We start from the raw sequence: 25344 nt of genomic DNA, 5'->3' as shown, positions 1-25344 counted from the left end.
AATTGACCGCAGGCGGCAATTGCCGAGCACGCCCGGTGACCCTAGCTGTTTTCCACACAGAGACTGGACGAGAGGAGCCCATCATGTCCCTCAGACCGACGATCGAGACCCGCAAGGCGCAGGCGACGATGGAAGGCGCAGGCGTGCACCTGCACCGCGCTTTCGGCTTTCACGACCCGAGCGAGCTGGACCCGTTCCTGCTGTTCGACGATTTCCGCAACGATATCCCGTCGCATTTCGAACGCGGGTTTCCGTGGCACCCGCATCGCGGCATCGAAACCATCACCTATGTGCTGAACGGCACGGTGGACCATGGCGACAGCCTGGGCAACGTCGGCACGCTGGGTGCGGGCGACGTGCAGTGGATGACCGCCGGATCGGGCATCCTGCACCAGGAAATGCCCAAGGGGAACGCGCAGGGCCAGATGCACGGGTTCCAGCTGTGGGCCAACCTGCCGTCATCGCTGAAGATGACCGCGCCGCGCTATCAGGATGTGCAGGGCAAGGACATTCCGGAAATCATCGACGATGACGGCACCCGGGTGAAGGTCATCGTGGGGTCGTTCTGGGGCAAGACCGGCCCGGTCGACGGCATCGCCGCCGATCCGCAATACCTGGATATCTTCGTGCCGGCGGGTGTGAAAAAGACCTTCCCGGTCGACACCTATCGCCGCGCCTTTGCCTATGTGTTCGAAGGCGTCGGGGCCTTTGCCGATGCCTCCGCCCCCGAGGGCGTGCTGCTGGAAAAAGAGGTGCGCGGCGAAGAGGTCAACATTCGTGACCTGTCCGGCAACCGCACGCTGATCCGGTTCGGCACAGGCGATGAGGTGACGGTGCAGGCCGGGCCCGAGGGCATCCGGTTTCTGCTGATTTCCGGGGCGCCGATCCAGGAACCGGTGGCCTGGCACGGGCCGATCGTGATGAACACGCAGGAAGAACTGCGGCAGGCGATGCGCGAATTGCGCAACGGCACCTTCATCAAGCCCGCGCATTGACCAGCGGACCCCGGCGGCTGCGCCGGGGTCTTTTTCGGCGGGGGTCAGCGTTTGACGAAAACCTCGGCCCCCCGGCCTTCGGGTTCGTCATCGACCAGTTCGGTGGGAAAGCCCGCGGCCTGGATGCTCAGGCCGGTGGCTTCTTCCAGCCGTTCGATCATCCGGTCCGACTGGGCGCGGTCGCCATAGCGCGCCTGTCCGTCGCGCATCATGTCGATGATCATCGGCGACAGTTCCAGCGGCACGCCGTGGGTGTCGGCCAGCGCCTGGAACAGGCCCACGTCCTTCAGCACCAGATCCATGGTGAAATCCACGTCGCGGTTGCCCGACAGGATCAGCTGGCTTTCGGTTTCATGGACAAAGGAATTGCCCGACGAATGCAGGATCGCTTCGTAGGTGGTGGCAAGGTCCATGCCGGCGGCCTTCATCACCGTCAGCGCTTCGCACAGGGTCAGCAGGTTTGCGGTGGCGAGGTAGTTCGTCATCACCTTGAGCGTGCTGGCGGTGCCGATCGCCCCGGTGTGCAGGATCTTGCGCCCCATGATCGTCAGCAGCGGCAGCACCCGTTCGAAATCGGCCCGATCCGCCCCGGCAAGAATCGCGATATTGCCGGTGGCGGCGCGATGACACCCGCCCGAGACCGGTGCCTCGACCAGCGCGGCACCGGTTTGGGCAACGCGGGTGGCCTGATCGACGATGCCCTTGGGATCGGTCGTCGACATTTCGACCCAGGTCTTGCCGGGCCCCATCTGCGGCAGCATCTCTGCCAGCACCGATTCTGAAATCGCCGGGCTGGGCAGTGAGGTGATGACCACGTCGCAGGCCGCCATCATCGCCGCCGCGCCGTCGATATGGGTGGCGCCTTTTGCGGTGAACTCCGCGACGCGCGCCGCATCCAGATCGTGGACCGCAAGGTCGATGCCGTTGCGCACAAGGCTGCCGGCCAGCTTGCCGCCGACCGCGCCCAGACCGATGAAACCAATTTTCATGAAACCCTCCCTTTTGGGGCAGATTGGCCAGGGAGGAACGGCGCTGTCCGCGCCGTTTGCGACATATCGCGTTAGTGTCCGACCGCCTTGCGCACCATGTCCCAATAGATCGTCTCGACCTCGGCCAGGGTCAGTCGGCCCTTGGCGCGGTACCAGGTGTTGACGCCGGTCAGCATGGCAATCACCGCCATGGCGGTCACGCGCGGTTCGGGCGCATCGAACAGGCCCGCATCGACACCGCTGCGCAGGATGGTTTCCAGTTCGTGTTCATAGGCCCGGCGCAGGGTTTCGATGGACTCGAAATTCGCGGGCTCGAGGTTGCGCAGCTCCATATAAGAGATGAACACCGCCTCGGGCCGTTCCAGGTGAAAGCGGATGTGGAATTTCACGAAGCCTTCCAGCGCCTTGACCGGGTCGGGTTCGGCGGGCAACGCAGCGCGGGCGGCCAGCAGATCGTCCATGTGGCCCTTGAGCAGCGAAAACAGAAGGGTCTGCTTGTCGGGGGTGTAGTTGTAAAGCGCGCCGGCCTGAACGCCGACCTCTTTCGCGATCTGGCGCATCGACACGGCGGCATAGCCATGGCGCGCGAACAGACGCAGCGCGGCGTCGCGCACGCGCGGTCCTGTGATGTCGGAATGGGATCCTGCTGTCCTTGCCATGTCCCCGTGATAACTGAACATTCGTTCAGATCAAAGCCCGGACCTTGCCCTGCCCGCCCCCTTGCGGCATGACAGGGACAAGCTGCCCGGATTTTCCCCATGCGCCTTTGGCCTTTGTTGTTTGTGTCCGCCCTGACGGCCTGCACCCAGTTCCCGGAACTGGGCGACGACACGTTGTCGGCGCATCGCACCACCGCCTATCCGCAGCTGATGCCGCTGGAGGCGCTGTTGAATGCGCCCGATCCGGTGGCGACGCCGGACATGGCTGCGGGGATCGACGGGCGGCTGCGGGCGTTGAAAAACCGTGCCGCACAGTTGCGGCGCCCGGTTGTTGACCGTTCGACCCGTACGCGCATGGCGCAAGGGGTCGCATCCCCGTTCTGAGATTGCACGCCCCGGGCGAAGCCGTTAGATCAGCCGAAAAGCCCCGCGCTCAGACTTGTGAAGGAGACCCCGAATGACCGAACCCTTGCGCCTTGGGATTGCGGGTCTGGGCACCGTTGGTGCCGGTGTGATCAAGATCGTCCGCCAGAAGGCCGCGCTGCTGGCGGCGCGGTCTGGCCGCCCGATCACGATTTCGGCGGTATCGGCCCGCAACCGCGACAAGGATCGCGGCGTGCCACTGAAGGACTATGCCTGGGAAGACGACCCCGTCGCGCTGGCTACGCGCGATGATGTCGATGTCTTCGTCGAACTGATGGGCGGCAGCGACGGCCCGGCCAAGGCCGCGACCGAAGCAGCGCTGGCCGCCGGCAAGCACGTTGTCACCGCCAACAAGGCGATGCTGGCCCATCACGGGCAGGCGCTGGCCGAACTGGCCGAGGCCAAGGGCCGGGCGCTGCGGTTCGAAGCGGCGGTGGCCGGGGGCATTCCGGTGATCAAGGCCCTGACCGAAGGGTTGGCCGGCAACGAGATCCAGCGGGTGATGGGCGTGATGAACGGCACCTGCAACTATATCCTGACGCGGATGGAAAACGGCGGGCTGAGCTATCAAGAGGCATTCGACGAGGCCGATGGCCTGGGGTATCTCGAGGCCGATCCGCAACTTGACGTGGGCGGCATCGACGCTGGTCACAAGCTGTCGCTGCTGGCGGCGATCGCCTATGGCACGCAAGTCGCGTTCGACGCGGTGGAACTGGAAGGCATCGGCTGCGTCAGCATCGAGGATATCCGCCAGGCCGCCGACATGGGCTACAAGATCAAGCTTCTGGGTGTGTGCCGGATGACCGGGCGCGGGCTTGAACAAAGCATGACGCCCTGCCTGGTGCCGGCGACGTCGCCGCTGGGGCAACTTGACGGTGGCACCAACATGGTGGTGATCGAAGGCGACCAGGTTGGCCAGATCGTGATGCGCGGTGCCGGTGCGGGCGAAGGCCCGACCGCCAGCGCGGTGATGGGCGACGTGATGGACATCGCGCGCGGCATCGACATTTCGACCTTCGGCCAGCCGGCATCGACACTTGTGCCCGCGCAGGCGGCCAAGGCCACCGCACCTGCACCCTATTACCTGCGCATGTCGCTGGTGGACAAACCCGGCGCACTGGCCAAGATCGCGACCGTTCTGGGCGAAAAAGGCATTTCGATCAACCGGATGCGCCAGTACCGACACCAGGACGACACCGCCCCTGTGCTGATCGTCACGCACAAGACAACGCGCAGCGCGCTGGACGATGCGCTGGCCGCCCTGCCCGCCACCGGCGTGCTGTCGGGCGAGCCGGTGGCACTGCGGATCGAGGACGTCTGAAAAGCCGACTAGGCGCGCGTCGCCCGGGCTGCATAACAGCCCGGCCCGGCGTTGTGGATGTCGACAAAGCTTATCGACGGATCGGCCAGCAGCCGGTGCAGGGTCTGTGCAAGCCCTGTGCCCTGAACCACCTCGGCCGCGCGCATCATCTGGTCAGCACCGAACCCCCGCACTGACAACAGGCGGCGCGACAGTTGTTCCGGCACATCGCCCGGGGCAGGCGTGCATGTGATCGCGTTGCGGCGGACATATATCGCGTGCCGGCCGTCATAGGGACCGTCGCTGCGCAGGTGATGGTGATTGAGCAAGAGCAGGTCTTCGCCAATCTGCGCGTCCTGAAGACTGACGCGGCAGGGATAGCCCGGGTTGGTATCGGCAACGACCCGGCGGATGCCGCGCCGGATCAATTCGGTCTCGGGCAAGTCGAACAGGTGGGCAAAATCGCGCTGATCAAGCGCATGGATCTGAAAGGTCATGGTTGGGCCCTTTGGGTGCTGATCCCGGTTCCGTAGCCGCCTGCCCCTGACCGTGCGACCCGGTTCCTGCGCATTGGTCCCAACCCGAAACGAACATGGCCCCGGACGGACTCCGGGGCCATGCTTTTTCCGGTCAGCCGTTCCGGATCTTGCCCGGGGCTGCGTTTACTGAAGCGCCTTGTCGGTGATCGCCAGGGTATAGGCGCCCTTGGGTTCCATGGTGATCACCGGGTCAGAGCCGCCTGACAGCAGGGTCTGAACCGTGCGTTCGTAATCGGCCACGTCCAGCGCGCCGTTCGAACCCGCGGTCAGCTTGGCCACCTCGCCCATCATGCGGATCTGGTGCTTTTCAGTCTGCGCGCCGGTCTCGTCATATTCCAGCACGATCATGGCGGCGTCTTCGGGGTTTTCCTCGGCCCATTTCCAGCCTTTCATCGACGCGCGCACGAACCGCACCATCTTGTCCTCGAAGGCGGGGTCGGACAGGTTTTCCTCCAGCACATAAAGCCCGTCTTCCAGCGTCGCGACGCCCTGGTCTTCGTATTTGAAGGTGATCAGGTCATCGGGGCTGACGCCCGCGTCGATCACCTGCCAGTATTCGTTATAGGTCATGGTGCTGATGCAGTCGGCCTGACGTTGCAGCAGCGGATCGACGTTGAAGCCCTGCTTGAGCACTTCGACACCGGTTTCCGATTTGCCGTCGGTGGAAATCCCCAGTTTGCTCATCCAGCTCATGAACGGGAATTCGTTGCCGAAGAACCAGACCCCCAGGGTGCGGTTGGCCAGGCTGGCGGGATCGGTGATGCCCACGTCGTTCCAGCAGGTCAGCATCATGCCCGAGCTTTTGAACGGCTGCGCGATGTTGACCATCGGCAGGCCCTTTTCGCGCGCCGACAGCGCTGACGGCATCCAGTCGACGGTCACATCGGCGCCACCACCGGCCAGAACCTGCGTCGGGGCGATGTCCGGGCCACCCGGCTTGATCGTGACGTTCAGGTCCTCGTCGCCGTAATAGCCGTTTTCCAGCGCGACGTAATAGCCCGCGAACTGGGCCTGGGTCACCCATTTCAGTTGCAGCGTGACATCGTCCGCCGCCCAGGCCGGCGCGGCCAGACCAAGTGCCGCCACGGTTCCCATCAGTGTCTTTTTCATTGTCTTACCTCCAGTTTCTGTTGGTCGTTATTTTGTCTGCCCGGCCTCAACGCCGGTGCGAGGGATGCCAGAAGGTCACTCGCTTTTCTATCAAGGCAACCATGCCATAGAATGCCGTCCCGACCATCGCCGCCACGGCAATTTCAGCCCAGACAAGGTCGATGGAAAGGCTTCCGACGCCGGTCGAGATACGAAAGCCCATGCCGCGGGTCGGAGAGCCGAAATATTCGGCAACAATCGCCCCGATCAGCGCCAGGGTGGTCGCGATCTTCAGCCCGTTGAAGATGAAGGGCATCGCGGCGGGCAGGCGCAGCTTGACCAGCGTCTGGGTGTACCCGGCGGCATAGGTCCGCATCAGGTCGCGCTGCATTGCATCGGTTTCCCGCAGCCCCTGCACCGTGTTCACCAGGATCGGGAAAAACACCATCACCACGACCACGGCCGCCTTGGACTGCCAGTCAAAGCCGAACCAGCTGACAAGGATCGGGGCGATGCCGACGATCGGCAGTGCCGCGACGAAATTCCCGATCGGCAGCAATCCCCGGGTCAGGAACGTCGAGCGGTCGATCAGGACAGCGGTGGCAAAGGCCGCCAGCGCGCCAATGACGAAGCCCGAAAGCGCCCCCTTCATCACGGTCTGGGTGAAATCCTCCCACAAGGTGCCGGTCGATGTGGCAAAGGTCTGCGCAACTTGCGATGGTGGTGGCAGGATCACCGGGGAAACGTCAAGCCCGCGCACCAGGCCCTCCCACAGGACCAGCAGGGTGATACCGAAAATGACCGGAACCGCGATGCGCACCGCCAGAGTGCCGCGCCAGGCCGAATGCGCCAGCCAGGCATTCAGCGCCCAGGCACCCAGCCAGAAAACAAGGGCAAGGGTCAGCGCGCTCATGCCTGGATCCCCATACGCTTCAGCGTGACCCGCTGCAGGATATCCAGCAGCGTCACCAACAGCCCCGCCAGAACGGCCGCGGCAAGAAGCGCCGCCCAGATCGCCAGCGGCGTACCGAACTGGTCCCCGATCAGGATCCGCGCGCCCAGGCCCGAAATCGCCCCGGTCGGCAGTTCCCCGACGATGGTCCCCACCAGCGCCGCCGCTATCCCCACCTTGAGCGAGGTGAAAAGATAGGGCACCGAGGAGGGCAACCGCAGTTTCAAGAAGCTCTGCAAGCCGGTGGCGCTGTAGGTATGCAGCAGGTCTAGCTGCGAAACCGCAGGCGACCGCAACCCCTTCACCATGCCGACAAGCACCGGGAAGTAACACAGATAGGCGGAAATGATCGCCTTGGGCACAGTGCGTCCCTCGATCCCCAGCTGGCTGCTCACCACGATGATCATCGGCGCCAGGGCAACGATGGGAATGGTCTGGCTGATGATCGCCCAGGGCATCAGACTCATGTCGACAACGCGGCTGTAGGTGATGGCCACCGCTCCCGCCATGCCTAGAACAGTCCCCAGCGCAAACCCCCAAAGCGTCGCCTGAAGCGTGATCCAGCCGTGATAGATCAACGAGCGTTTCGACATCGCCCGCCCTTTCAGAACCATCGCGCCGGTGGTTTTCCACAGTTCCTGGCCGACCTGCACAGGTGTCGGCAGGCGCGGGCGGTCCAGCGCATAGCCCCCGGCAATGTGCTCGGGGTTTTTCAGCATCAGCGACCAGACCGACACCTCCAGCCGCTCGCGCGCCCCTGCCGGCGTAACCACGGCGCCGCCGCGCTCCGCCAGATCGAGGCTCGAACGGATGTTCATCGGCGCCACGGCCAGATACCAGAGCGTAACGATCGCCACGAGCACGCTCAGAACCGGAAACAGGTTTCTCATGCCCGCACCCCCATCCTGCTTTCATCTTTCTCCAAATACTCAATCGCAGCGCTGGCCACGACGCTTAGTTTTTTGAGTATTTTAAGAAAGATGAAAGGTTTGAGCTGTCTTCTCTTCTCACGGTACAGGCTGGAGAGCCGATGACCGTGAAAGGTGAAAGGGGTGCCCCTGTCCTTACAACAAGCCGGGGCCGGTCCCGTCGGATGCTGTGCCACCAGCGGACGGCGGGCCGTCACCGACATCTGGCGCTCAGTCATCATAGGCATGCCCCGCGCGCAGGCCTTCGCGGACGCGATGGGCGATTTGCAGAAATTCCGGCGTGTCGCGGATATCCAGGGGGCGTTCGCGCGGCAGCGGGCTTTCGATCACATCGGTGATCCGGCCCGGGCGCGGCGACATCACCACGATCTTTGTCGACAGGTAAACCGCTTCGGGGATGGAATGGGTAACGAAGCCGATGGTCTTGCCCGTGCGCGCCCAGAGCGCGAGCAGCTGTTCGTTCAGGTGGTCGCGGACGATTTCGTCGAGCGCTCCAAAAGGTTCGTCCATCAAAAGGATATCGGCATCGAAGGCCAGCGCGCGGGCGATGCTTGCGCGTTGCTGCATGCCTCCTGAAAGTTGCCAGGGGTATTTCTTGCCAAAGCCGCCGAGGTCGACAAGGTCAAGCACGCGGGCGATCCGCTCGTCCTGCTCTGCCTTTGAATAGCCCATGATTTCCAGCGGCAGGGCAATGTTCTTGGCAATCGTGCGCCAGGGGTAGAGCCCCGCCGCCTGGAAGACATAGCCATAGGCGCGCGCGCGCCGGGCCTCATCCGCAGTCATGCCGTTGACGCTCAGCGTTCCCCCGGTGGGCGTTTCCAGCGCTGCAATACAGCGTAGAAAGGTTGTCTTGCCGCAGCCTGACGGGCCGATGAAGCTGACGAAATCCCCCTTGACGATATCAAGGTTCACACCTTTCAGTGCATGGACCGGGCCATCGTTGGTCTGGAACGTCAGGTCGAGATTCCGGGCGGAGATCACCACCTGCTCAGCGTTGCCCTGCGCATGCCCTGCGGATACCGCTCTTTTTTCTTGCGCCTGTTCACCCCGCACGAACACCTCCTTCGAAACCGTCATTGTAGTCGCACCACGAAACCAGTGGCCCGGCAAGGACCGATACAAATGCACATTGCGGCGCCTCGCCCAAGATGCGGTCGGGATCGACCCGAACAGCGCGCCACCCCCACGGCAAAAGCGCGCCAACGATCGCGATCATCAGAGCCCATGCCGCGGCGGTTGGCCCCGGCCGCATTGTCCGTGGGAAGGCGGCGTGCCAGACCATCGGCCAGACAAGCGCGGCGGTCCCACAACCGGTGCACCACCAACAGGGCTGGCCAAGGAAAGTTCTGAAACGGATCTGGTCCATAGGTTCTTCAGCCCAAAGAAAGGGGCCCCGGGACAGGCCCGGGGCGCGATGTTCTGACTCAAACCCCCGTCACAGGAATGCCCGTGCGCTGCACCGGGCGCGGGGCGGTCAGGTCTTTCCACTGGCTCAGCGCCTTGTTCACGGTGGCGTTGGGCTCGCGCTTCACGAACTCGCCGTGCCCCTCTTGTGTTCGGATCTCGCCGTCATGCACGGCGAGATGGCCACGGGTCAGGGTGAAGCGCGGCAGGCCTTTGACGTGGTGACCTTCGAAAACATTGTAATCAATCGCCGATTGCTGGGTACTGGCGGAAATCGTCTTTTCCTTCTCCGGATCCCAGACCACCAGATCGGCATCCGCGCCCACCAGCACCGCGCCTTTTTTCGGATAGCAGTTCAGAATCTTGGCGATGTTGGTCGAGGTAACGGCGACAAATTCGTTCGGTGTCAGCCGGCCAGTGGCGACGCCCTGGGTCCACAGCATCGGCATCCGGTCTTCCAGCCCGCCAGTGCCGTTGGGGATCTTGGAAAAATCGCCGACACCATAGCGTTTCTGATCCGTGGTGAAGGCACAGTGATCGGTGGCAACGCAGGACAGCGTGCCCGATTGCAGGCCGGCCCACAGGCTGTCCTGGTGCTTCTTGTTGCGGAAGGGCGGCGACATGACGCGACGCGCGGCGTGGTCCCAGTCGGGGTGGAAATATTCGCTTTCGTCCAGCGTCAGGTGCTGGATCAACGGCTCTCCCCAGACCCGCTTGCCATTTTGCTTGGCACGGCGGATGGCCTCATGCGCCTCTTCGCAGCTGGTGTGAACCACGTACAGCGGCACACCTGCCATGTCGGCGATCATGATGGCGCGGTTGGTGGCCTCGCCTTCGACCTGGCTGGGCCGCGAATAGGCATGCGCCTCGGGGCCGGTGTTGCCCTCGGCCAGCAGCTTGGCGGTCAATTCCGCCACCACATCGCCGTTTTCGGCATGGACCATGGCAGTCGCGCCCAGTTCAGCCAGACGCGTGAACGACGCATACATCTCGTCATCGTTCACCATCAGCGCGCCTTTGTACGCCATGAAATGCTTGAAGGTGTTGATGCCGCGGTCCTTCACCACGCCTTCCATCTCGTTGAACACCTGCTCCCCCCACCAGGTGACGGCCATGTGGAAGGAATAGTCGCAGTTGGCGCGGGTGGATTTGTTGTCCCACATTTGCAGCGCGTCGAACAGGCCCTGCCCCGGCGCGGGCAGCGCGAAATCGACCACCATCGTGGTGCCGCCCGACAGCGCCGCGCGGGTACCGGAGTCGAAATCGTCGCTGGAATACGTGCCCATGAAGGGCATTTCCAGGTGCGTGTGCGGGTCGATCCCGCCCGGCATGACATAGCAGCCGGTGGCATCGAGTTCGGTATCACCCGTCAGGCCCTGCCCGATCTCGCTAATCACGCCGTTTTCAATGGCCACATCGGCCTTGTAGGTCAGGTCCGCCGTGACGACGGTGCCGTTCTTGATGACTGTGGTGGGCATGGTGTCAACGCTCCCGCAATGGTGTCTTGTCTTCTTCTGGCTCAAAATATCCCGGGGGTGCGGGGGCAGAGCCCCCGCTTGCTGCAGGCAATCACGCCACGATCCCCGCCGTTTCCACGACGGCATGGAACAGAACGTCGGTCCCGGCCGCCGCCCAGTCCTTGCTGATTTCCTCGGCCTCGTTGTGGCTCAGCCCGTCGACGCAGGGGCACATGATCATGGCCGTGGGGTAAAGATCGTTGATCCAGCAGGCATCGTGGCCGGCGCCCGACACGATATCCATATGGCTGTAGCCCAGGCGCTCGGCGGCATCGCGGATCGCTTTGACGCAGCCCTCGTCGAAAGCGGGCGGATCGAACTGGCCAACGATTTCGCAAGAAAACGCCACCCCGATCTCTTCGCACAGCTCTGGCGCGCGTTCCATCAGTTCGTCCACCATGCCGTTCAGCTTGTCCAGCAGATGGGTGCGCATGTCGACGGTGAAAACGACTTTGCCGGGGATGATGTTGCGGCTGTTGGGATAGACGTCGATGTGACCGATGGCACCCACGGCGTTGGGCTGGTTCTTCATCGCGATCTCGTGCACCAGCTCGGTGATCAGCGCCAAACCCCGGCCCGCATTCTTGCGCATGTGCATGGGCGTCGATCCGGTATGGCTTTCCTTGCCGGTCACGGTGCATTCGATCCAGCGCAGGCCCTGCCCGTGGGTGACGACGCCGATATCCTTGCCCTCGGCCTCGAGGATGGGGCCTTGTTCGATATGCAGTTCGAACATCGCATGCATCTTGCGGTCGCCGACCTTTTCGGAGCCTTTCCAGCCGATGCGCTCCAGTTCGTCGCCGAACCGCTTGCCGTCCGAATCGACGCGGTCGAGCGCCCAGTCGAGCGTATGTTTGCCGGCGAACACGCCCGAGGCCAGCATGGCCGGGGCAAACCGCGTGCCTTCCTCGTTCGTCCAGTTGGTGACGACGATGGGGTGTTTGGTCCTGATGCCCAGATCGTTCAGCGTGCGGACCAGTTCCAGCCCGCCCAGAACCCCCAGCACGCCGTCATACTTGCCGCCGGTCGGTTGGGTATCCAGATGGCTGCCGACATAGACCGGCAACGCGTCCGGGTCAGTACCGTCGCGGCGGGCGAACATGTTGCCGATCTCGTCGACACCCATGGTCATGCCGGCCTCTTCGCACCATTTCTGGAACAGGGCGCGGCCTTCGGCATCTGCGTCGGTCAGGGTCTGGCGGTTGTTGCCCCCGGCAATGCCGGGCCCGATCTTGGCCATCTCCATCAGGCTGTCCCACAGCCGGTCGGGATTGATGCGCAGGTTTGCGGCGGGTGCGGTCATCGCGGGCTCCTTGCATGTCGTTCCGCGGGCATCCAAAAAACGACGGGTGCCTGCGGATGGGTCTTGATTTGACCATTCGGTCAAAGGCACGCTAGCAGGTGAACGACCCCAGTCAAGGAGAACGCCACCTGTATCGGCAAATGGTCACGAAACAGGCAAGCGCTTTTCATTCGGGTGCAAAGAGTTTGGGCAGACGGAAAGACAACTGATGACAGGACAGACACGCATCCAGCGCCGCAACCGAGAAACCATCCTGACGGCTGCGCTGGCGGTGTTTTCGCAATACGGTTTTCGTGGCGCGACACTGGACCAGATCGCGAAACAGGCGGGTCTGTCGAAACCCAACCTTCTGTATTATTTCCCGTCCAAGGAATCGATTCACGTCGAACTGCTGGAGGGGCTGCTGGACACCTGGCTCGATCCCCTGCGCGAGATGAACGCAGGCGGGGAGCCGGTCGAGGAAATCCTCGCCTATGTCCGCCGCAAACTGGACCTGAGCCGGGACTATCCGCAGGAAAGCCGGCTGTTTGCCAACGAGATCCTGCAAGGCGCACCCCGGATCGCCGAAAACCTGAGCACGGAACTGAAGGAACTGGTCGATGAAAAGGCTGTCGTCATAAGTGGTTGGGCCGATGCCGGGCGGATCGCGCGTGTCGATCCGCATCACCTGATCTTCTCGATCTGGGCGATGACGCAGCACTACGCCGATTTCGACGTGCAGGTCCGCGCGGTGCTGGGCCCTGGCCACGATCCGTTTGCCGAAGCGGAACAGTTTCTGAACACCATGTTTACCAAGCTGCTCCGGCCGGTTTAGGACCGCTTCGGGCTTATAGGTCAATATTGTTGACTTAAATTGCGAAAGGCGTAGTGTTTCCTGTCGAGGAGGACTCACCTATGTCGATTGCCCAACATTTCGCCACCCGCGCCGCGCGGATGAAAGCGTCTGAAATCCGCGAACTTCTGAAACTGCTCGACCGTCCCGGCATACTGTCCTTTGCCGGTGGCATCCCCGATGCCAAGCTGTTCCCGGCTCAAGCCTTTGCCGAGGCTTACGCCGAGATCATGGCTGAAAGCGCCTCGAAGGCGCTGCAATATTCCGTGTCCGAAGGGTTTCTGCCGCTGCGCGAATGGATCGCCGGGCAGATGGCGAAGATCGGCATTCCCTGCGATGCCTCGCATGTGCTGATCACCTCGGGGTCGCAACAGGCGCTGGACTATCTGGGCAAGCTGTTCCTGTCGCCGGGCGATACCGCGCTGGTGAACTGGCCCACCTATCTTGGCGCGCTGGGGGCGTTCAACGCCTACGAGCCGCGGTACGACCGGCTGGACGTGCGCGGCAACCGGCCTGCCAGCGACTATGCCCAGGCGGCGGACGCGGCCGGCGGTCGGGTGAAATTCGCCTATCTGTCATCGGATTTCGCGAACCCGACCGGCGAAACCGTGGACCGGACGGGGCGCGAGGCGCTGCTGGACATGGCCGAAGACCTGGACTGCGTCGTGCTGGAAGACGCGGCCTATCAGTCGCTGCGCTATGACGGAGAGGCGGTGCCGCCGATCCTTGCGCTGGAACTGGCGCGCAAGGGCGATCTGGATGCCTGCCGCACGATCTATTGCGGCAGTTTTTCGAAAACCCTGTCACCGGGCCTGCGGGTCGGCTGGGTGGTGGCGGCGCAGCCGGTGATCCAGCAGTTGGTGCTGATGAAACAGGCCGCCGACCTGCACAGCGCGACGATCAACCAGATGGTCATTCACAAGGTGGCAGAGACCTGTTTCGACACCCATGTCGACACGATCCGCGCCGCCTATCGCAGCCGCCGCGACGCCCTGCTGGACGCGCTTGCGCGGCACATGCCCGGCGGCGTGACATGGACCCGACCCGAAGGCGGAATGTTCGTCTGGGTGACCCTGCCCAAGGGCATGGATGCTGCCGACCTGCTGGCGCGGGCGATCGCGGAACACGACCTGGCCTTTGTGCCGGGGCGGGCGTTCCATGCCGACGGGTCGGGCGGCAATACCCTGCGGCTGTCGTTTTCCTGCGCCGATGCCGCGATGATCGAGGCCGGCATGAAACGGCTGGGGCAGCTTTTGCGCGGCTGACACGAAAAAGGCGGGCCTGACGGCCCGCCCTGTTCCCTACCGTCGACGCGACGTTATTCCGCCGCCTTCACCGCCATCGGGTTGTTCGGATGCGTGGTCCAGTTGCCATACTCTTCGGGCACCACCTTGCCGGTGCGCGGGTCGACCTGGCCGGGCTGGACCCGTTCCATGGTGATGCAGTTTTCCACCGGGCAGACGTCGATGCACAGGTTGCAGGCGACGCATTCGGCATCGTTCACTTCGAAAACCCGGCCTTCGTGCATCCAGATCGCCTGGTGGCTGGTGTCCTCGCAGGCGGCATAGCAGCGGCCGCACTTGATGCAGGCCTCCTGGTCGATCCTGGCCTTGGTGATGTAATTCAGGTTCAGGTACTGCCAGTCGGTGACATTGGGCACCGCCTTGCCGACGAAATCGTCGACAGAGGTATAGCCCTTTTCGTCCATCCACTGTGACAGGCCGCGCTTCATTTCCTCGACGATCTTGAAGCCATAGGTCATCGCGGCGGTGCAGACCTGCACGTTGCCCGCACCCAACACCATGAATTCCGCCGCGTCGCGCCAGGTGGTGACGCCACCGATGCCGGAAATCGGCAGGCCCGCCGTGGCCGGATCGCGGGCGATTTCGGCCACCATGTTCAGCGCGATGGGTTTCACCGCCGGGCCACAATAGCCACCGTGGCTGCCCTTGCCGTCGATCGTCGGTTCCGGGCAGAGCATGTCCAGATCGACCGAGGTGATCGAATTGATCGTGTTGATCAGCGACACCGCGTCGGCCCCGCCGTTCTTGGCCGCCAGTGCCGGCTTGCGGATGTCGGTGATGTTCGGGGTCAGTTTAACGATCACCGGCTTGTCGTAGTATTCCTTGCACCAGCGGGTGACCATTTCGATGTATTCCGGCACCTGGCCCACGGCGGCGCCCATGCCGCGCTCGCTCATCCCATGTGGGCAGCCGAAATTGAGTTCGATGCCATCGGCACCGGTTTCGGCCACCCTCGGGAGGATCGCTTTCCAACTCGCCTCGTCGCAGGGCACCATGATCGACGCGATCAACGCCCGATCCGGGTAGTCCGCCTTGACCCGCGCCATTTCTTCAAGGTTCACCTCAAGCGGACGGTCGGTGATCAGTTCGATGTTGTTGATGCCCAGAACGCGGCGATCTGCGCCGTGGATCACGCCGTAGCGCGGGCCGTTGACGTTGACCACGGGCGGTCCTTCGGAGCCCAGCGTTTTCCACACCACGCCGCCCCAGCCCGCATCGAACGCGCGGCGGACGTTGTATTCCTTGTCGGTCGGCGGGGCCGAGGCGAGCCAGAACGGGTTGGGGCTTTCGATGCCCAGGAAGTTCGTTTTCAGATCAGCCATGTCTTGTTCCTCCGTCGCGGGGCTCAGCCCGCCTGCCCCATCAAGGTGGCGTGAATGTCTTCGGCGGCGTCGCGGCCTTCGGCGACGGCGGTCACCGTCAGGTCGTCGCCCCCGCTGGCGCAGTCGCCCCCGGCCCAGACCTTGGCCATGGATGTGGCCCCGGCCCCGGTCACGGCAATCTTGCCGCCCTCGATCTTCAGGCCGGCATCGGTGGTCAGGCTCTGGCCGATGGCGCGGAACACCTGGTCGACGGGCAGGCGCAGGGTTTCGCCGGTGCCCTTCAGCGAGCCGCCATCCTCGGACGTGATCTCCAGTTCGATTTCCACAGCCGAGCCGTTGCCGTGGATCGTCACCGGCTGGACGTTGAACAACAGGCGCACGCCCTTGGACGCGGCCAGATCCTGTTCAAACCGGCTGGCCGCCATGCGGTCGCGACCGCGTCGATAGGCGATGGTCACATTGTCCGCCCCCAGCAGCTTGGCCTGAACGGCGGCGTCCACGGCGGTCATGCCGCCGCCAATGACCACCACGTTGCGGCCCACTGGAAGGGTTGTCAGGTCGGATGCCTGGCGCAGGTCGCGGATGAAATCGACCGCATCCAGAACGCCCGCCTTGTCGGCGCCTTCTGCCGACAAGGCGTTGACCCCACCCAGGCCCACGCCCAGGAACACGGCATCGTGCGACGCCAGCAGCGCATCGAGCGAGAGCCCGTCCCCCAGCGCCATGCCGGAATGCAGGGTAATCCCGCCGATCTGCATCAGCCAGTCAACCTCGGCCTGGGCAAAGTTGTCGACCGCCTTGTAGGCCGCGATCCCATATTCGTTCAGCCCGCCCGCCTTGGGCCTGGCATCGTAAAGGTCGACGGTGTGGCCCTTCATCGCCAGGCGGTGCGCGCAGGACAGGCCCGCAGGCCCCGCGCCAACCACGGCAACCGCCTTGCCCGTGTCGGCGGCGCGGGTGAAGGGATGCACGCCCTTCGCCATCAGCGCATCGGTGGCATAACGTTGCAGGCGACCGATCTCGACCGGCTTGCCCTCGGCGGTTTCGCGGACGCAGGCCTCTTCACACAGGTTTTCCGTCGGGCAGACACGGGCGCACATGCCGCCAAGGATGTTCTGCTCAAGGATCGTTACCGCCGACGCCTCGGGCTGGCCGGTCGCGATCTGGCGGATGAACAGCGGAATATCGATCGAGGTCGGGCAGGCCACGGTGCAGGGCGCGTCGTGGCAGAAATAGCACCGGTCGGCCGCCACGGCGGCTTCGTGCGCATCATAGGGCGGATGCAGGTCTTCGAAATTCCGGGCGATATCGTCTGCGCTCAGGCGCCCGGAAACGATCCCGGGGGTCAGGTGGCTGTTCATTTCGGCTCCCGTTGGGTTCTTGGTTTTGATGCAGGGTGCCACAAGTTGAAATTTTATCAATTGGTAAATTTTGACCCGAAGGACAAAATTTTCCCCCTTGCCTGATTTTTAGGCATATTTCTTCGCCTAGTGTAGCGTGACAAAATCTTTTGCAGTGATTTACACAACGTTTTACAGCAACGCGCTTTTTTCAGCGGTGCCCGGGAAGGTTCCGGCGGCGGGCGATCAGGCCCCCTGACCAGACCCGCCGCCGAAACCTTCAAAACCCGTCTCTCAACGATCCTTTCGAACCCCGTTCAAGACCGGTTCAAAGGGTCAGTTGCTGATCAACAGCTCCCCCCGGGGCTTCCTCGAACCTGTCTGTTTGCCGATGGTGTCGCTGGTTTCGACCTCGGCAATGGTGAACCCGGCGAAGTTCCGCCATCGTCGATCCACTTCCGGGGTCCACTGCAAAAGGGTGTGTCAACGAACACCCTTTGTCGTCGAAAGATCAGCCCTTGGGCGGGATCGAGTAGGTCAGGTTGGCCCGCGCGACCGGTTCCGGCTTGCCTTCGGAATACAACAGCACGTCGGTCACGCTCAGCGCCCGGCCCAGTTTCAGAAGCCGGGCGTGGGCCAGCAGATCCACACCGGCCGCGGGTTTGCGCATGAAATCGATCGCGCAATTGGTAGTCACGGTCAGTGCCTGCGGCCCGATCCGCGCCATGGTGGCGACGTAGGCCGCCACATCGGCCAGAGAGAACATGGCCGGCCCCGAGACGGTGCCGCCGGGGCGCAGGTGACGTTCGTCATTGTGCAGACGCATGATCAGCAGGTCTTCGTCCATCCGGTCGATGCCGAACATGCCCTGAACCTGCGGAAAGACCTTGTCGAGATAGGCGGTCATTTCCGGAATGGTGAATTGCAGCGCCACGGCTTCCCTCCCCTGTTGCCGGGCGCTAAGGTCGCGCGCAAGCTTGAGGAGGGCAAGATGGGAATTCTGGAACGTAACGACACGGGCGCGATCGCCCACCTGAAACTGAACGCGCCCGAACGGCTGAACGCGCTGTCGGACGAGATGCTGGCAGAGTTGCAGGGCCAGTTCGACGCGCTGAAGGACGACCGCAGCATTCGCGCGGTCATCCTGTCGGGCGAGGGAAAGGTGTTCTGCGCCGGGCACGACCTGAAACAGATGACCGCGGGCCGGCAGGCCGAGGACGGTGGCAAGGCCTATTTCAAGGACCTGTTCGACCGCTGCGCGGCAATGATGATGTCGATCCAGAAGATGCCGCAGCCGGTGATCGCGCAGGTTCATGGCATCGCCACGGCGGCGGGCTGTCAGCTTGTGGCCAGTTGTGACATGGCGGTTGCCGCCGAGGGCACGCGGTTCGGGGTGAACGGGGTGAACATCGGGCTGTTCTGCTCGACCCCGATGGTGGCGCTGTCGCGCAACATCCCGCGCAAGATGGCCTTCGAGATGCTGACCACCGGCCATTTCATCGACGCCACCCGTGCCGAGGCGCTGGGGCTGGTGAACAAGGTGGTGCCGCACGAGATGCTGGCGGCGACGACCAACGCGCTGGCCGAGACCGTGGCAGGAAAACTGGGCGCGGCGGTGAAGGTCGGCAAGGAGGCGTTCTACAACCAGATCCAGATGCCGATGGAAGAGGCGTATGACTATGCGGGCGACGTGATGGTGCAGAACATGCTGTACCGCGACACCGAGGAAGGCATCGCCGCCTTCCTGGAAAAGCGCCCGCCGGAGTGGGAACAGTAAGAGCGGTTTCGGACCGGGCTGCGCCCGGTCCGACCGGCGCGGCTGCGCCGCGCGAAGCGCGCCTTGCGCGCTGAGAAGGCTCTGCCTCCACACCTCCGAGGTATTTTCAAAACCAAAGAGATGAGAGCGGCGCGTGACAAGGTCTGCGGCGCACAGTATGGGGAGCGGATGAAAAACGAGCTTCATATTGTCGGCGGCGGTATGGCCGGGTCCGAGGCCGCCTGGCAGGCCGCGCAACGTGGTCTGAACGTGGTCCTGCACGAGATGCGCCCCGAGGTCGAAACCTTTGCCCACAAGACCGGCAAACTGGGCGAGATGGTCTGTTCCAACTCGTTCCGGTCAGATGACGACGAGCAGAACGCCGTCGGCTTGCTGCATTGGGAAATGCGCGCGGCGGGCGGGCTGATCATCTCGACCGCGGGAGAGTACCGCCTGCCGGCGGGGGGGGCCCTGGCGGTGGATCGCGAGGCGTTCGCCGATGCGATCACGGCCAAGTTGACCGCGTTGGACACTGTCCGTGTCAGCCACGAGGAAGTGACCGAATTGCCCGACCAGGGACAGTGGATCTTTGCCACAGGACCGCTGACCTCGGCCCGGCTGGGGCAGGCGATCCAAGCGGAAACCGGGGCGGATGCGCTGGCGTTTTTCGACGCGATCGCGCCCATCGTCTATGCCGAGAGCATCGACATGGAAAAGGCCTGGCTGCAGTCGCGCTATGACAAGGGCGAGACCGAGGACGAGCAGAAGGCCTACGTCAACTGCCCGATGGACCGCGACCAGTACGAGGCTTTCATCGACGCGCTGCTGGCCGCCGACAAGACCGAGTTCCACGAAGGTGAGACCGCGGGCTATTTCGACGGCTGTCTGCCGATCGAGGTGATGGCAGAGCGCGGCCGCGAAACGCTGCGGCATGGGCCGATGAAACCCGTGGGGCTGACGAACCCGCATCAGCCGGACGTGAAACCCCATGCGGTGGTGCAATTGCGCCGTGACAACGCGCTTGGCACGTTGTTCAACATCGTCGGTTTTCAGACCAAGATGAAATACGGTGCGCAGGCGGATGTGTTCCGCATGATCCCCGGGCTGGCAGAGGCGCGGTTCGCCCGGCTGGGTGGGATTCACCGCAATACCTTCCTGAATTCGCCGACGCTGCTGGATGCACAAATGCGACTGCGGTCCAGACCGAACATCCGCTTCGCCGGTCAGATCACCGGGGTCGAGGGTTATGTCGAAAGTTCCGCAATGGGGCTGCTGGCTGGGCGGATGGCGGCTGCGGAACTGCTGGGCACGCCCCTGCCCGAGGTGCCGCAGGACAGCGCCCATGGCGCGCTGATCCACCACATCACCGGCGGCGCCGAAGCGAAGACCTTTCAGCCGATGAATGTGAACTTCGGGCTGTTCCGCCCGGTCGACGGGCTGAAAGGCGGGCGGCGCGGGCGCAAGGACCGCTACAAGGCCTATACCGACCGCGCCAAGGCAGCGTGGTCGGCGTGGCTGGACGCACAGCGGACAGCGTGATTTACTGCCGGCATGGCAGAGAAGTTCCTGAGCAAGGTCTATACGGTCAGCGGGGTCGATGAGACCCGCGCGATCTATGACGACTGGTCGGCCAGCTACGAGGCCGAGATTGGTGAGAACGGCTATGCCACGCCGGGACGGATCGCGGCGGCGCTGGCCGGGCTGATCGCCGACAAGTCCCGGCCGCTGCTGGACTATGGCTGTGGCACCGGTCTGGGCGGGCTGGCGCTGCGGTTGCAGGGTTTTTCTGTGATCGACGGGATGGACCTGTCCCCCGAGATGCTGGAGCAGGCACGCGCCAAGCACCTGTACCGTCATCTGGCCATCGTGGCCGGGGACGCCCCGCCGCCGGTTGATCCTGGGACTTATGGCGCGATTGCTGCGGTTGGCGTGATTGGATCCGGCGCGGCCCCTGTCAGCGTGTTGGCGCAGCTTCTGGACTGCCTTGCCCCGGGCGGGCTACTGGCGTTTTCCTTCAACGATCACACCCTGGAGGACCCCAGCTATGCTGCGGTCGTCGACGGCTGGCTGCGCAGTGGCGCGGCGGTAGAGCGGTTTCGCGAACACGGCCCGCACTTGCCGGGGATCGGGCTGGGGGCAAACGTCTATGTAATTGAAAAGACGTGAGCTTCACCACCCGCTTTGCCCCGTCACCAACTGGGTCGCTACACCTTGGCCATGCCTTTTCCGCCCTTCTGGCGCATGACATGGCCCGGGCCGAGGGCGGCACCTTCCTGCTGCGGATCGAGGATATCGACCGCCAGCGCAGCAAGCCTGAGTGGGAGGCGCAGATATACGACGACCTGCGCTGGCTGGGGGTGGACTGGGACGGGCCAGTGATGCGTCAATCCGACCGGCTGCCGGCCTACGAGGCCGCATTGGACGCGCTTTGGCAGCGCGATCTGTTGTTTCCCTGCACCTGCACCCGGCGCGATATCATTGCGGCCGCCAGCGCGCCGCAAGAAGGGGGCGACCCGGTGTTCGGGCCGGATGGGGTGGTGTACCCGGGCACGTGCCGCACGCCCAAGCGCGAGCCGTTTTCGATGCAGTCCCGCCCGTCAGGTGTGGCGCTGCGTCTGAACATGCGCCTTGCGGTGATGGCCGCCAGTGAGGCGGTGACCGACACACCAGAAGGCGTCCGCTCGATCGTGCGTTTTGTCGAAACCGGGCGCGGCCCCAACGGCGAAACCGGGGTCATCGAAACCGACAGCCGCTGGCTGGAAACCCGGGTGGGCGACGTTGTGCTGTCACGGCGCGATTTTCCTGGCTCCTACCATCTGTCTGTCGTTCTGGATGACGCGGCGCAGGGCATAACCCACGTGGTGCGCGGCGCCGACCTGTTCGATGCGACACGGATCCATGTCGTCTTGCAACGGCTTCTGGGGGTGCCGCGACCGATTTATCACCACCACCGACTGATCCGCGATGCGGCCGGCAAACGGCTGGCAAAGCGCGACGATGCGCGCGCGATTGCCTTGTTCCGGCGTGACGGGGCAAGCCCGAACGACATCCGGCGGATCGTAGGGTTGCCGCTGCGCTGACAACAGCGCTGACCCCGGCACCAAGGCCCCCGCTTTCCGCGCGTCACGTTGTCGGCACAGGCTTGCGTTGCCACTCGAACCGGGAGAGCGGTCGGGCGCTTCAGTCCAGCGCTTGCCAGGGTGACGGCATGAAAACCCAACGGCCGCCCACGAAAACCAGCGCGTCATAAACCGTGCCCTGGTTCGAGCCTGCAGCGACGAAGGCAAAGCGCACGATCGGAATGCCCGGCAACATCTGGTCAGTCAGGTCCGCGTATTCTGGCGGGAAGTCCTTGAGCACAGGGTCACCACGCTTGAAGTTGGTCGTGGTGGCGCGGATGACACGCAGTTCTGTCTGGCCCGGTTTCGGCCGAATTTGTACATCAGGCGTGAACAGAGCGGCGTAGTAGGGCACCAGCCGGTCCGCAAGCGGCGGCAGGAAGACCCGGCGAATGTCGTCCTCGGTCGGTTTGATCCCTGCGGTCAACGCAGCGGTGTCCGCGCCCACCGCAAGAAAACCCGCCAACATCGCCTTTGCATGGGCGGCGCTTCCGGGGGTGTTGGCGTCGCCCGGCGTGCTGGCCTCGACCAGTTGCAGGATCGTGGCCTGCGGATTGCGGCCGCAGATGTCGTTCAGGTTGCGCAGGACCACCTTCATGTTGTCGAGATCGACGATCCTGCTCGCCCCGTGACGGTGATCGAGATAGCCCGACACCCAGGCCGCCAGAATCAGCTTGTCCACATCGCTGGCGCGGTCGAGCACATGCTGACAAATCTCGCTTGGGTAAAATCCACTGTCTTGCGCCGCCACGGGGGAAGACCCGGCAAGCGCGCATACCAGAAGCAGACGTTTCATAAATCACCTTTCCGCGAGGACCAATTCCGGCACCCTAGCAGAAAGAGACCGGTCAGTCCTGCATCGGGGCCATCAGTTCGACCTCTGCCCCGTCGCGCACGGCGGTGTAGAAACAGCTGCGTCGGTTGGTGTGGCAGGCGGGGCCGGTCTGGCGCACCGTCACCAAAAGGCAATCGCGATCACAATCGACACGGAAATCAACCAGTTCCTGCACATGGCCCGAGGTTTCGCCCTTGATCCAGAATGCCTGCCGCGAGCGCGACCAATAGGTGACCCGCCCGGTTTCCAGCGTCTGCGCCACGGCCCGCGCATTCATCCAGGCCATCATCAGCACGTCGCCGCTCTCGGCATCCTGCGCGATTGCGGGGATCAGGCCCTGATCGTTGTATTTCAGCGTTGCCGGATCGAAGCCCATGGGAAAAACCTTTTTGCAACTGACGCGTTGGCGCCTATTTAGAAGCGCAGGAATGAAAGGGAAAGCCATGTCCGCCGAAAGCGACCTGATCAAGCTCTACTCCACGCGCATTCTGGCACTGGCGGCGGATATCCCGCATCTGGACCGGTTGGACACGCCCGATGCCACGGTCAAGAAACGGTCGCCGTTGTGCGGCTCGACGGTGACCGTCGACGTGACGATGCGCGATGGCAAGGTTGCCGAATTCGGTCAGGATGTGAAAGCTTGTGCGCTGGGGCAGGCCGCCGCGTCGGTGGTGGGCGATGCGATCATCGGCTGCACACCGGATCAGATACTTGCCGCCCGCGATTCCCTGCGCGACATGCTGAAAAAAGGCGGGCCGGTACCTGACGCGCCGTTTGGCGGGCTGGAAGTGCTGCGCCCGGCCGCGGATTTCAAGAATCGCCACGCGTCGATCCTGCTTTGCCTCGATGCCGCTGTCGAAGCGACGCAGCAGGCAATGGCTGCCAAGACTGCTTAACGCTCTGTTTGGAACCTGCTGCCTATAAGTCCCCTGCAAGCAGGAGGCCCCCATGCAGATTGACCCCAAACTTAGCCTGCCCGCGGCTGAAGCGGCGCTTTCCCATCTCAGTCTCGCGTCCGGCATCCTGGGCCGGGAAATCGTCGATGTCGCCGGATTTCTCGACGAACTGTCGACCCAGGCCGAAGAACAGTTGATCGCACTGGAAGCGCTGCGCTTTGGCTCTGACTCGATTGTCGAGGCCAACAGCGAGGTCACCGCAAACATCGAAGAGGTGTCCCGTACGGCCGAGGAAACCATGAACAACGTGAAGGTGTCGGTCACCTTCATCGCGGAAACCTCGGAACATTCGGTGGAACTGGCGGGTTGGGTCCGTTCGATCCACGAGAAAAGCTCGGCCATCGAAGACATCCTGACCGAGGTGCGCAAATCGAACGACCAGATTTCGTCGATTGCCGCACAGGTCAACGTCTTGGCCATGAATGCCAAGATCGAAGCCGCCCGCGCCGGGGCCGCCGGCAAGGGTTTTGCCATCGTCGCCGAAGCGATCAACGACCTGTCGCAGAAAACCACTGCCGCGGCAGAGGATATCTCTGAATCGATCCAGAACATGGCCAACTGGATGAGCCAGTTGCAACAAGGCGCAGAAGTATCGGCCCAGCGTGCGGCGACACTTCTGGAACGCAGCCAGGACTCTGACAAGGCATTGGCATCAATCGAAAACCAGGTTGCAGAAACCCAACTGGCAACACGGTCCATCTTCGAACAAGTGCAGCGCGCCGACCAGTCGCTGGAACGTTTCGTGCCGTCCATCACCCAGATCGACAGTTCCATCCGGCGGATCACGGACGGCGTACACAAGACGACGGAACGTGTGGAGAACCTGATAGATCAGTCTGAAATCGCGGTTCAAGCCAGCGTTGCCCTTGGCGGCGGAACCGAAGACGACCGTCACATGATCACCCTGGCGCAGGACATCGCCGGGCAAATCTCTCAGGAATTCGACGCCGCACTGGGAAGTGGCCGGATCACGATGGATGATCTGTTCGACACCAACTATACGGCGATCCCCGAAACCAACCCCAAGCAGGTCTTGACCCGCTTCACCAAACACACCGACCGGCTGTTGCCGCCGATCCAGGAACCTGCTGTGGAGCAGGATCCCCGGATCGTGTTTTGCGCCGCGGTCGACCGCAACGGATACCTGCCCACGCACAATGTGCGCTTTTCCAAGCGGCAGGGGACGGACCCGGTCTGGAACGCCGCGCATTGCCGCAACCGGCGTATCTTCGACGACCGGGTTGGCCTGAAAGCGGGCCGCAGCGAAGCGCCGTTCCTGTTACAGGTCTATCGCCGCGACATGGGGGGTGGAAAACATGTGCTGATGAAAGACCTGTCAGCCCCGATCACCGTGCGCGGGCGGCATTGGGGCGGATTGCGCATCGGCTATACCTTCTAGGCAAGAAAAAACCGCCGCACTTCCGGGGATGGGAAGGCGGCGGTCAAGTGGCGTGTCTTGTGTCGGATCGGCGGATCAGGCTGGCAGACCTGAACGGAACCGGTTCGAGCAGGCAGAGTGGGCGACGCGACAGGTTGGGACAGAACGCGACACCCGCGGGAACAAGCACGCAGGCAGAAGAAAACGTCAGAAAAAGGCCGGCACGTGCAGCGCGCCGAACATCACGACACACAGGCACAAAACCCCCAGCGCATCCTGCAACAACGTGTCAGAAGACCGGTCGATGATCGTCTTGATGTCTCGCAGCATGTTCGCCTCCAGAGTCGATTTGTTGACCATTTGTTCTCATATGTTCCGCTGCGAGTAAAGAACTTTTTGAGAA

General features: G+C 63.4%; 27 protein-coding genes. 11 read left to right on the top strand and 16 right to left on the bottom strand.

Going from position 1 to position 25344, the window contains the following annotated elements:
- Window positions 1-83 precede the first annotated feature (83 nt).
- Complete coding sequence (locus VK792_RS03010; RefSeq protein ID WP_326295867.1) at window positions 84-995, top strand: pirin family protein; 912 nt, start codon at window positions 84-86, stop codon at window positions 993-995.
- A gap of 44 nt (window positions 996-1039) precedes the next feature.
- On the opposite strand, the gene VK792_RS03005 is transcribed toward VK792_RS03010, so the two are convergent.
- Both VK792_RS03005 and VK792_RS03000 read right to left on the bottom strand, forming a co-directional pair.
- Window positions 1040-1984, bottom strand: a complete 945-nt coding sequence (locus VK792_RS03005; protein WP_326295866.1) for an NAD(P)-dependent oxidoreductase — start codon at window positions 1982-1984, stop codon at window positions 1040-1042.
- Window positions 1985-2055: 71 nt separating this feature from the next.
- The gene (locus VK792_RS03000) at window positions 2056-2643 is read right to left on the bottom strand and encodes a TetR/AcrR family transcriptional regulator (protein WP_326295865.1); all 588 of its coding nucleotides are present in this window, start codon (window positions 2641-2643) and stop codon (window positions 2056-2058) included.
- A 99-nt stretch (window positions 2644-2742) separates the two neighbouring features.
- On the opposite strand from VK792_RS03000, the gene VK792_RS02995 reads away from it, so the two are divergent.
- Both VK792_RS02995 and VK792_RS02990 read left to right on the top strand, forming a co-directional pair.
- Window positions 2743-3027, top strand: coding sequence for a hypothetical protein (locus VK792_RS02995; protein WP_326295864.1), 285 nt, complete (start codon window positions 2743-2745; stop codon window positions 3025-3027).
- A 73-nt stretch (window positions 3028-3100) separates the two neighbouring features.
- The gene (locus VK792_RS02990; RefSeq protein WP_326295863.1) at window positions 3101-4387 is read left to right on the top strand and encodes a homoserine dehydrogenase; all 1287 of its coding nucleotides are present in this window, start codon (window positions 3101-3103) and stop codon (window positions 4385-4387) included.
- A gap of 8 nt (window positions 4388-4395) precedes the next feature.
- On the opposite strand, the gene VK792_RS02985 is transcribed toward VK792_RS02990, so the two are convergent.
- The 8 genes from VK792_RS02985 to VK792_RS02950 form a co-directional block, all read right to left on the bottom strand.
- Window positions 4396-4863: a DUF1203 domain-containing protein gene (locus VK792_RS02985; RefSeq protein ID WP_326295862.1), complete on the bottom strand. Its 468-nt coding sequence runs from the start codon at window positions 4861-4863 to the stop codon at window positions 4396-4398.
- Window positions 4864-5028: 165 nt separating this feature from the next.
- Window positions 5029-6015 carry an ABC transporter substrate-binding protein gene (locus VK792_RS02980; protein ID WP_326295861.1) on the bottom strand — a complete coding sequence of 329 codons (987 nt, stop codon included), beginning with the start codon at window positions 6013-6015 and terminating at the stop codon, window positions 5029-5031.
- Between the two features lie 46 nt (window positions 6016-6061).
- Window positions 6062-6907 carry an ABC transporter permease gene (locus tag VK792_RS02975; RefSeq protein ID WP_326295860.1) on the bottom strand — a complete coding sequence of 282 codons (846 nt, stop codon included), beginning with the start codon at window positions 6905-6907 and terminating at the stop codon, window positions 6062-6064.
- Window positions 6904-7836 carry an ABC transporter permease gene (locus VK792_RS02970; RefSeq protein WP_326295859.1) on the bottom strand — a complete coding sequence of 311 codons (933 nt, stop codon included), beginning with the start codon at window positions 7834-7836 and terminating at the stop codon, window positions 6904-6906. Before VK792_RS02970 ends, VK792_RS02975 begins: the two co-directional genes overlap by 4 nt.
- Window positions 7833-8096, bottom strand: a complete 264-nt coding sequence (locus VK792_RS02965; RefSeq protein WP_326295858.1) for a hypothetical protein — start codon at window positions 8094-8096, stop codon at window positions 7833-7835. Before VK792_RS02965 ends, VK792_RS02970 begins: the two co-directional genes overlap by 4 nt.
- A complete protein-coding gene (locus tag VK792_RS02960) occupies window positions 8086-8856 on the bottom strand; it encodes an ABC transporter ATP-binding protein (protein WP_326296061.1) in 771 nt (256 codons plus the stop codon). The genes VK792_RS02965 and VK792_RS02960 overlap by 11 nt, the downstream gene beginning before the upstream one ends.
- Before the next feature lie 443 nt (window positions 8857-9299).
- Complete coding sequence (gene hydA, locus VK792_RS02955; protein ID WP_326295857.1) at window positions 9300-10757, bottom strand: dihydropyrimidinase; 1458 nt, start codon at window positions 10755-10757, stop codon at window positions 9300-9302.
- A 91-nt stretch (window positions 10758-10848) separates the two neighbouring features.
- Window positions 10849-12099 (bottom strand): Zn-dependent hydrolase, encoded by a 1251-nt coding sequence (locus tag VK792_RS02950; protein WP_326295856.1) that lies wholly within the window; start codon window positions 12097-12099, stop codon window positions 10849-10851.
- 208 nt (window positions 12100-12307) lie between these two features.
- Here VK792_RS02950 and VK792_RS02945 point away from each other — a divergent pair, with 208 nt between their 5' ends.
- On the top strand, window positions 12308-12913 hold the full coding sequence (locus VK792_RS02945; RefSeq protein WP_326295855.1) for a TetR family transcriptional regulator C-terminal domain-containing protein: 606 nt from the start codon (window positions 12308-12310) through the stop codon (window positions 12911-12913).
- 80 nt (window positions 12914-12993) lie between these two features.
- Window positions 12994-14196: an aminotransferase-like domain-containing protein gene (locus VK792_RS02940; RefSeq protein ID WP_326295854.1), complete on the top strand. Its 1203-nt coding sequence runs from the start codon at window positions 12994-12996 to the stop codon at window positions 14194-14196.
- 53 nt (window positions 14197-14249) lie between these two features.
- Here VK792_RS02940 and preA read toward each other — a convergent pair whose 3' ends face one another.
- From preA to VK792_RS02925, 3 genes are all read right to left on the bottom strand, one after another.
- Window positions 14250-15557: an NAD-dependent dihydropyrimidine dehydrogenase subunit PreA gene (gene preA, locus VK792_RS02935; RefSeq protein WP_326295853.1), complete on the bottom strand. Its 1308-nt coding sequence runs from the start codon at window positions 15555-15557 to the stop codon at window positions 14250-14252.
- Between the two features lie 23 nt (window positions 15558-15580).
- Window positions 15581-16918: an NAD(P)-dependent oxidoreductase gene (locus tag VK792_RS02930; RefSeq protein ID WP_326295852.1), complete on the bottom strand. Its 1338-nt coding sequence runs from the start codon at window positions 16916-16918 to the stop codon at window positions 15581-15583.
- A 490-nt stretch (window positions 16919-17408) separates the two neighbouring features.
- Window positions 17409-17831 carry a PaaI family thioesterase gene (locus VK792_RS02925; RefSeq protein ID WP_326295851.1) on the bottom strand — a complete coding sequence of 141 codons (423 nt, stop codon included), beginning with the start codon at window positions 17829-17831 and terminating at the stop codon, window positions 17409-17411.
- A gap of 57 nt (window positions 17832-17888) precedes the next feature.
- Here VK792_RS02925 and VK792_RS02920 point away from each other — a divergent pair, with 57 nt between their 5' ends.
- The 4 genes from VK792_RS02920 (at window position 17889) to gluQRS (ending at window position 21733) form a co-directional block, all read left to right on the top strand.
- On the top strand, window positions 17889-18674 hold the full coding sequence (locus VK792_RS02920) for an enoyl-CoA hydratase (protein ID WP_326295850.1): 786 nt from the start codon (window positions 17889-17891) through the stop codon (window positions 18672-18674).
- 168 nt (window positions 18675-18842) lie between these two features.
- Complete coding sequence (trmFO, locus tag VK792_RS02915; RefSeq protein WP_326295849.1) at window positions 18843-20192, top strand: methylenetetrahydrofolate--tRNA-(uracil(54)-C(5))-methyltransferase (FADH(2)-oxidizing) TrmFO; 1350 nt, start codon at window positions 18843-18845, stop codon at window positions 20190-20192.
- 12 nt (window positions 20193-20204) lie between these two features.
- Window positions 20205-20819 (top strand): class I SAM-dependent DNA methyltransferase, encoded by a 615-nt coding sequence (locus tag VK792_RS02910; protein ID WP_326295848.1) that lies wholly within the window; start codon window positions 20205-20207, stop codon window positions 20817-20819.
- Window positions 20816-21733, top strand: a complete 918-nt coding sequence (gene gluQRS, locus VK792_RS02905; protein WP_326295847.1) for a tRNA glutamyl-Q(34) synthetase GluQRS — start codon at window positions 20816-20818, stop codon at window positions 21731-21733. Before VK792_RS02910 ends, gluQRS begins: the two co-directional genes overlap by 4 nt.
- Window positions 21734-21833: 100 nt before the next feature.
- On the opposite strand, the gene VK792_RS02900 is transcribed toward gluQRS, so the two are convergent.
- Both VK792_RS02900 and hisI read right to left on the bottom strand, forming a co-directional pair.
- Window positions 21834-22568, bottom strand: coding sequence for a hypothetical protein (locus VK792_RS02900; RefSeq protein ID WP_326295846.1), 735 nt, complete (start codon window positions 22566-22568; stop codon window positions 21834-21836).
- 52 nt (window positions 22569-22620) lie between these two features.
- A complete protein-coding gene (gene hisI / locus VK792_RS02895) occupies window positions 22621-22983 on the bottom strand; it encodes a phosphoribosyl-AMP cyclohydrolase (protein ID WP_326295845.1) in 363 nt (120 codons plus the stop codon).
- 67 nt (window positions 22984-23050) lie between these two features.
- Here hisI and VK792_RS02890 point away from each other — a divergent pair, with 67 nt between their 5' ends.
- Entirely contained in the window at window positions 23051-23503 is a 453-nt protein-coding gene (locus VK792_RS02890; protein WP_326295844.1) for an iron-sulfur cluster assembly scaffold protein, read from the top strand.
- A 52-nt stretch (window positions 23504-23555) separates the two neighbouring features.
- Window positions 23556-24962: a methyl-accepting chemotaxis protein gene (locus VK792_RS02885; protein WP_326295843.1), complete on the top strand. Its 1407-nt coding sequence runs from the start codon at window positions 23556-23558 to the stop codon at window positions 24960-24962.
- Between the two features lie 186 nt (window positions 24963-25148).
- Here VK792_RS02885 and VK792_RS02880 read toward each other — a convergent pair whose 3' ends face one another.
- Window positions 25149-25301: a hypothetical protein gene (locus VK792_RS02880; protein WP_326295842.1), complete on the bottom strand. Its 153-nt coding sequence runs from the start codon at window positions 25299-25301 to the stop codon at window positions 25149-25151.
- Window positions 25302-25344 lie beyond the last annotated feature (43 nt).

It is taken from the genome of Mesobacterium hydrothermale (genome assembly GCF_035818635.1).
Classification (GTDB): Bacteria; Pseudomonadota; Alphaproteobacteria; order Rhodobacterales; family Rhodobacteraceae; genus Mesobacterium_A; species Mesobacterium_A hydrothermale.
The sequence above is the reverse complement of the archived record's forward strand: the minus strand, read 5'-3'. Positions and strand labels throughout refer to the sequence as shown.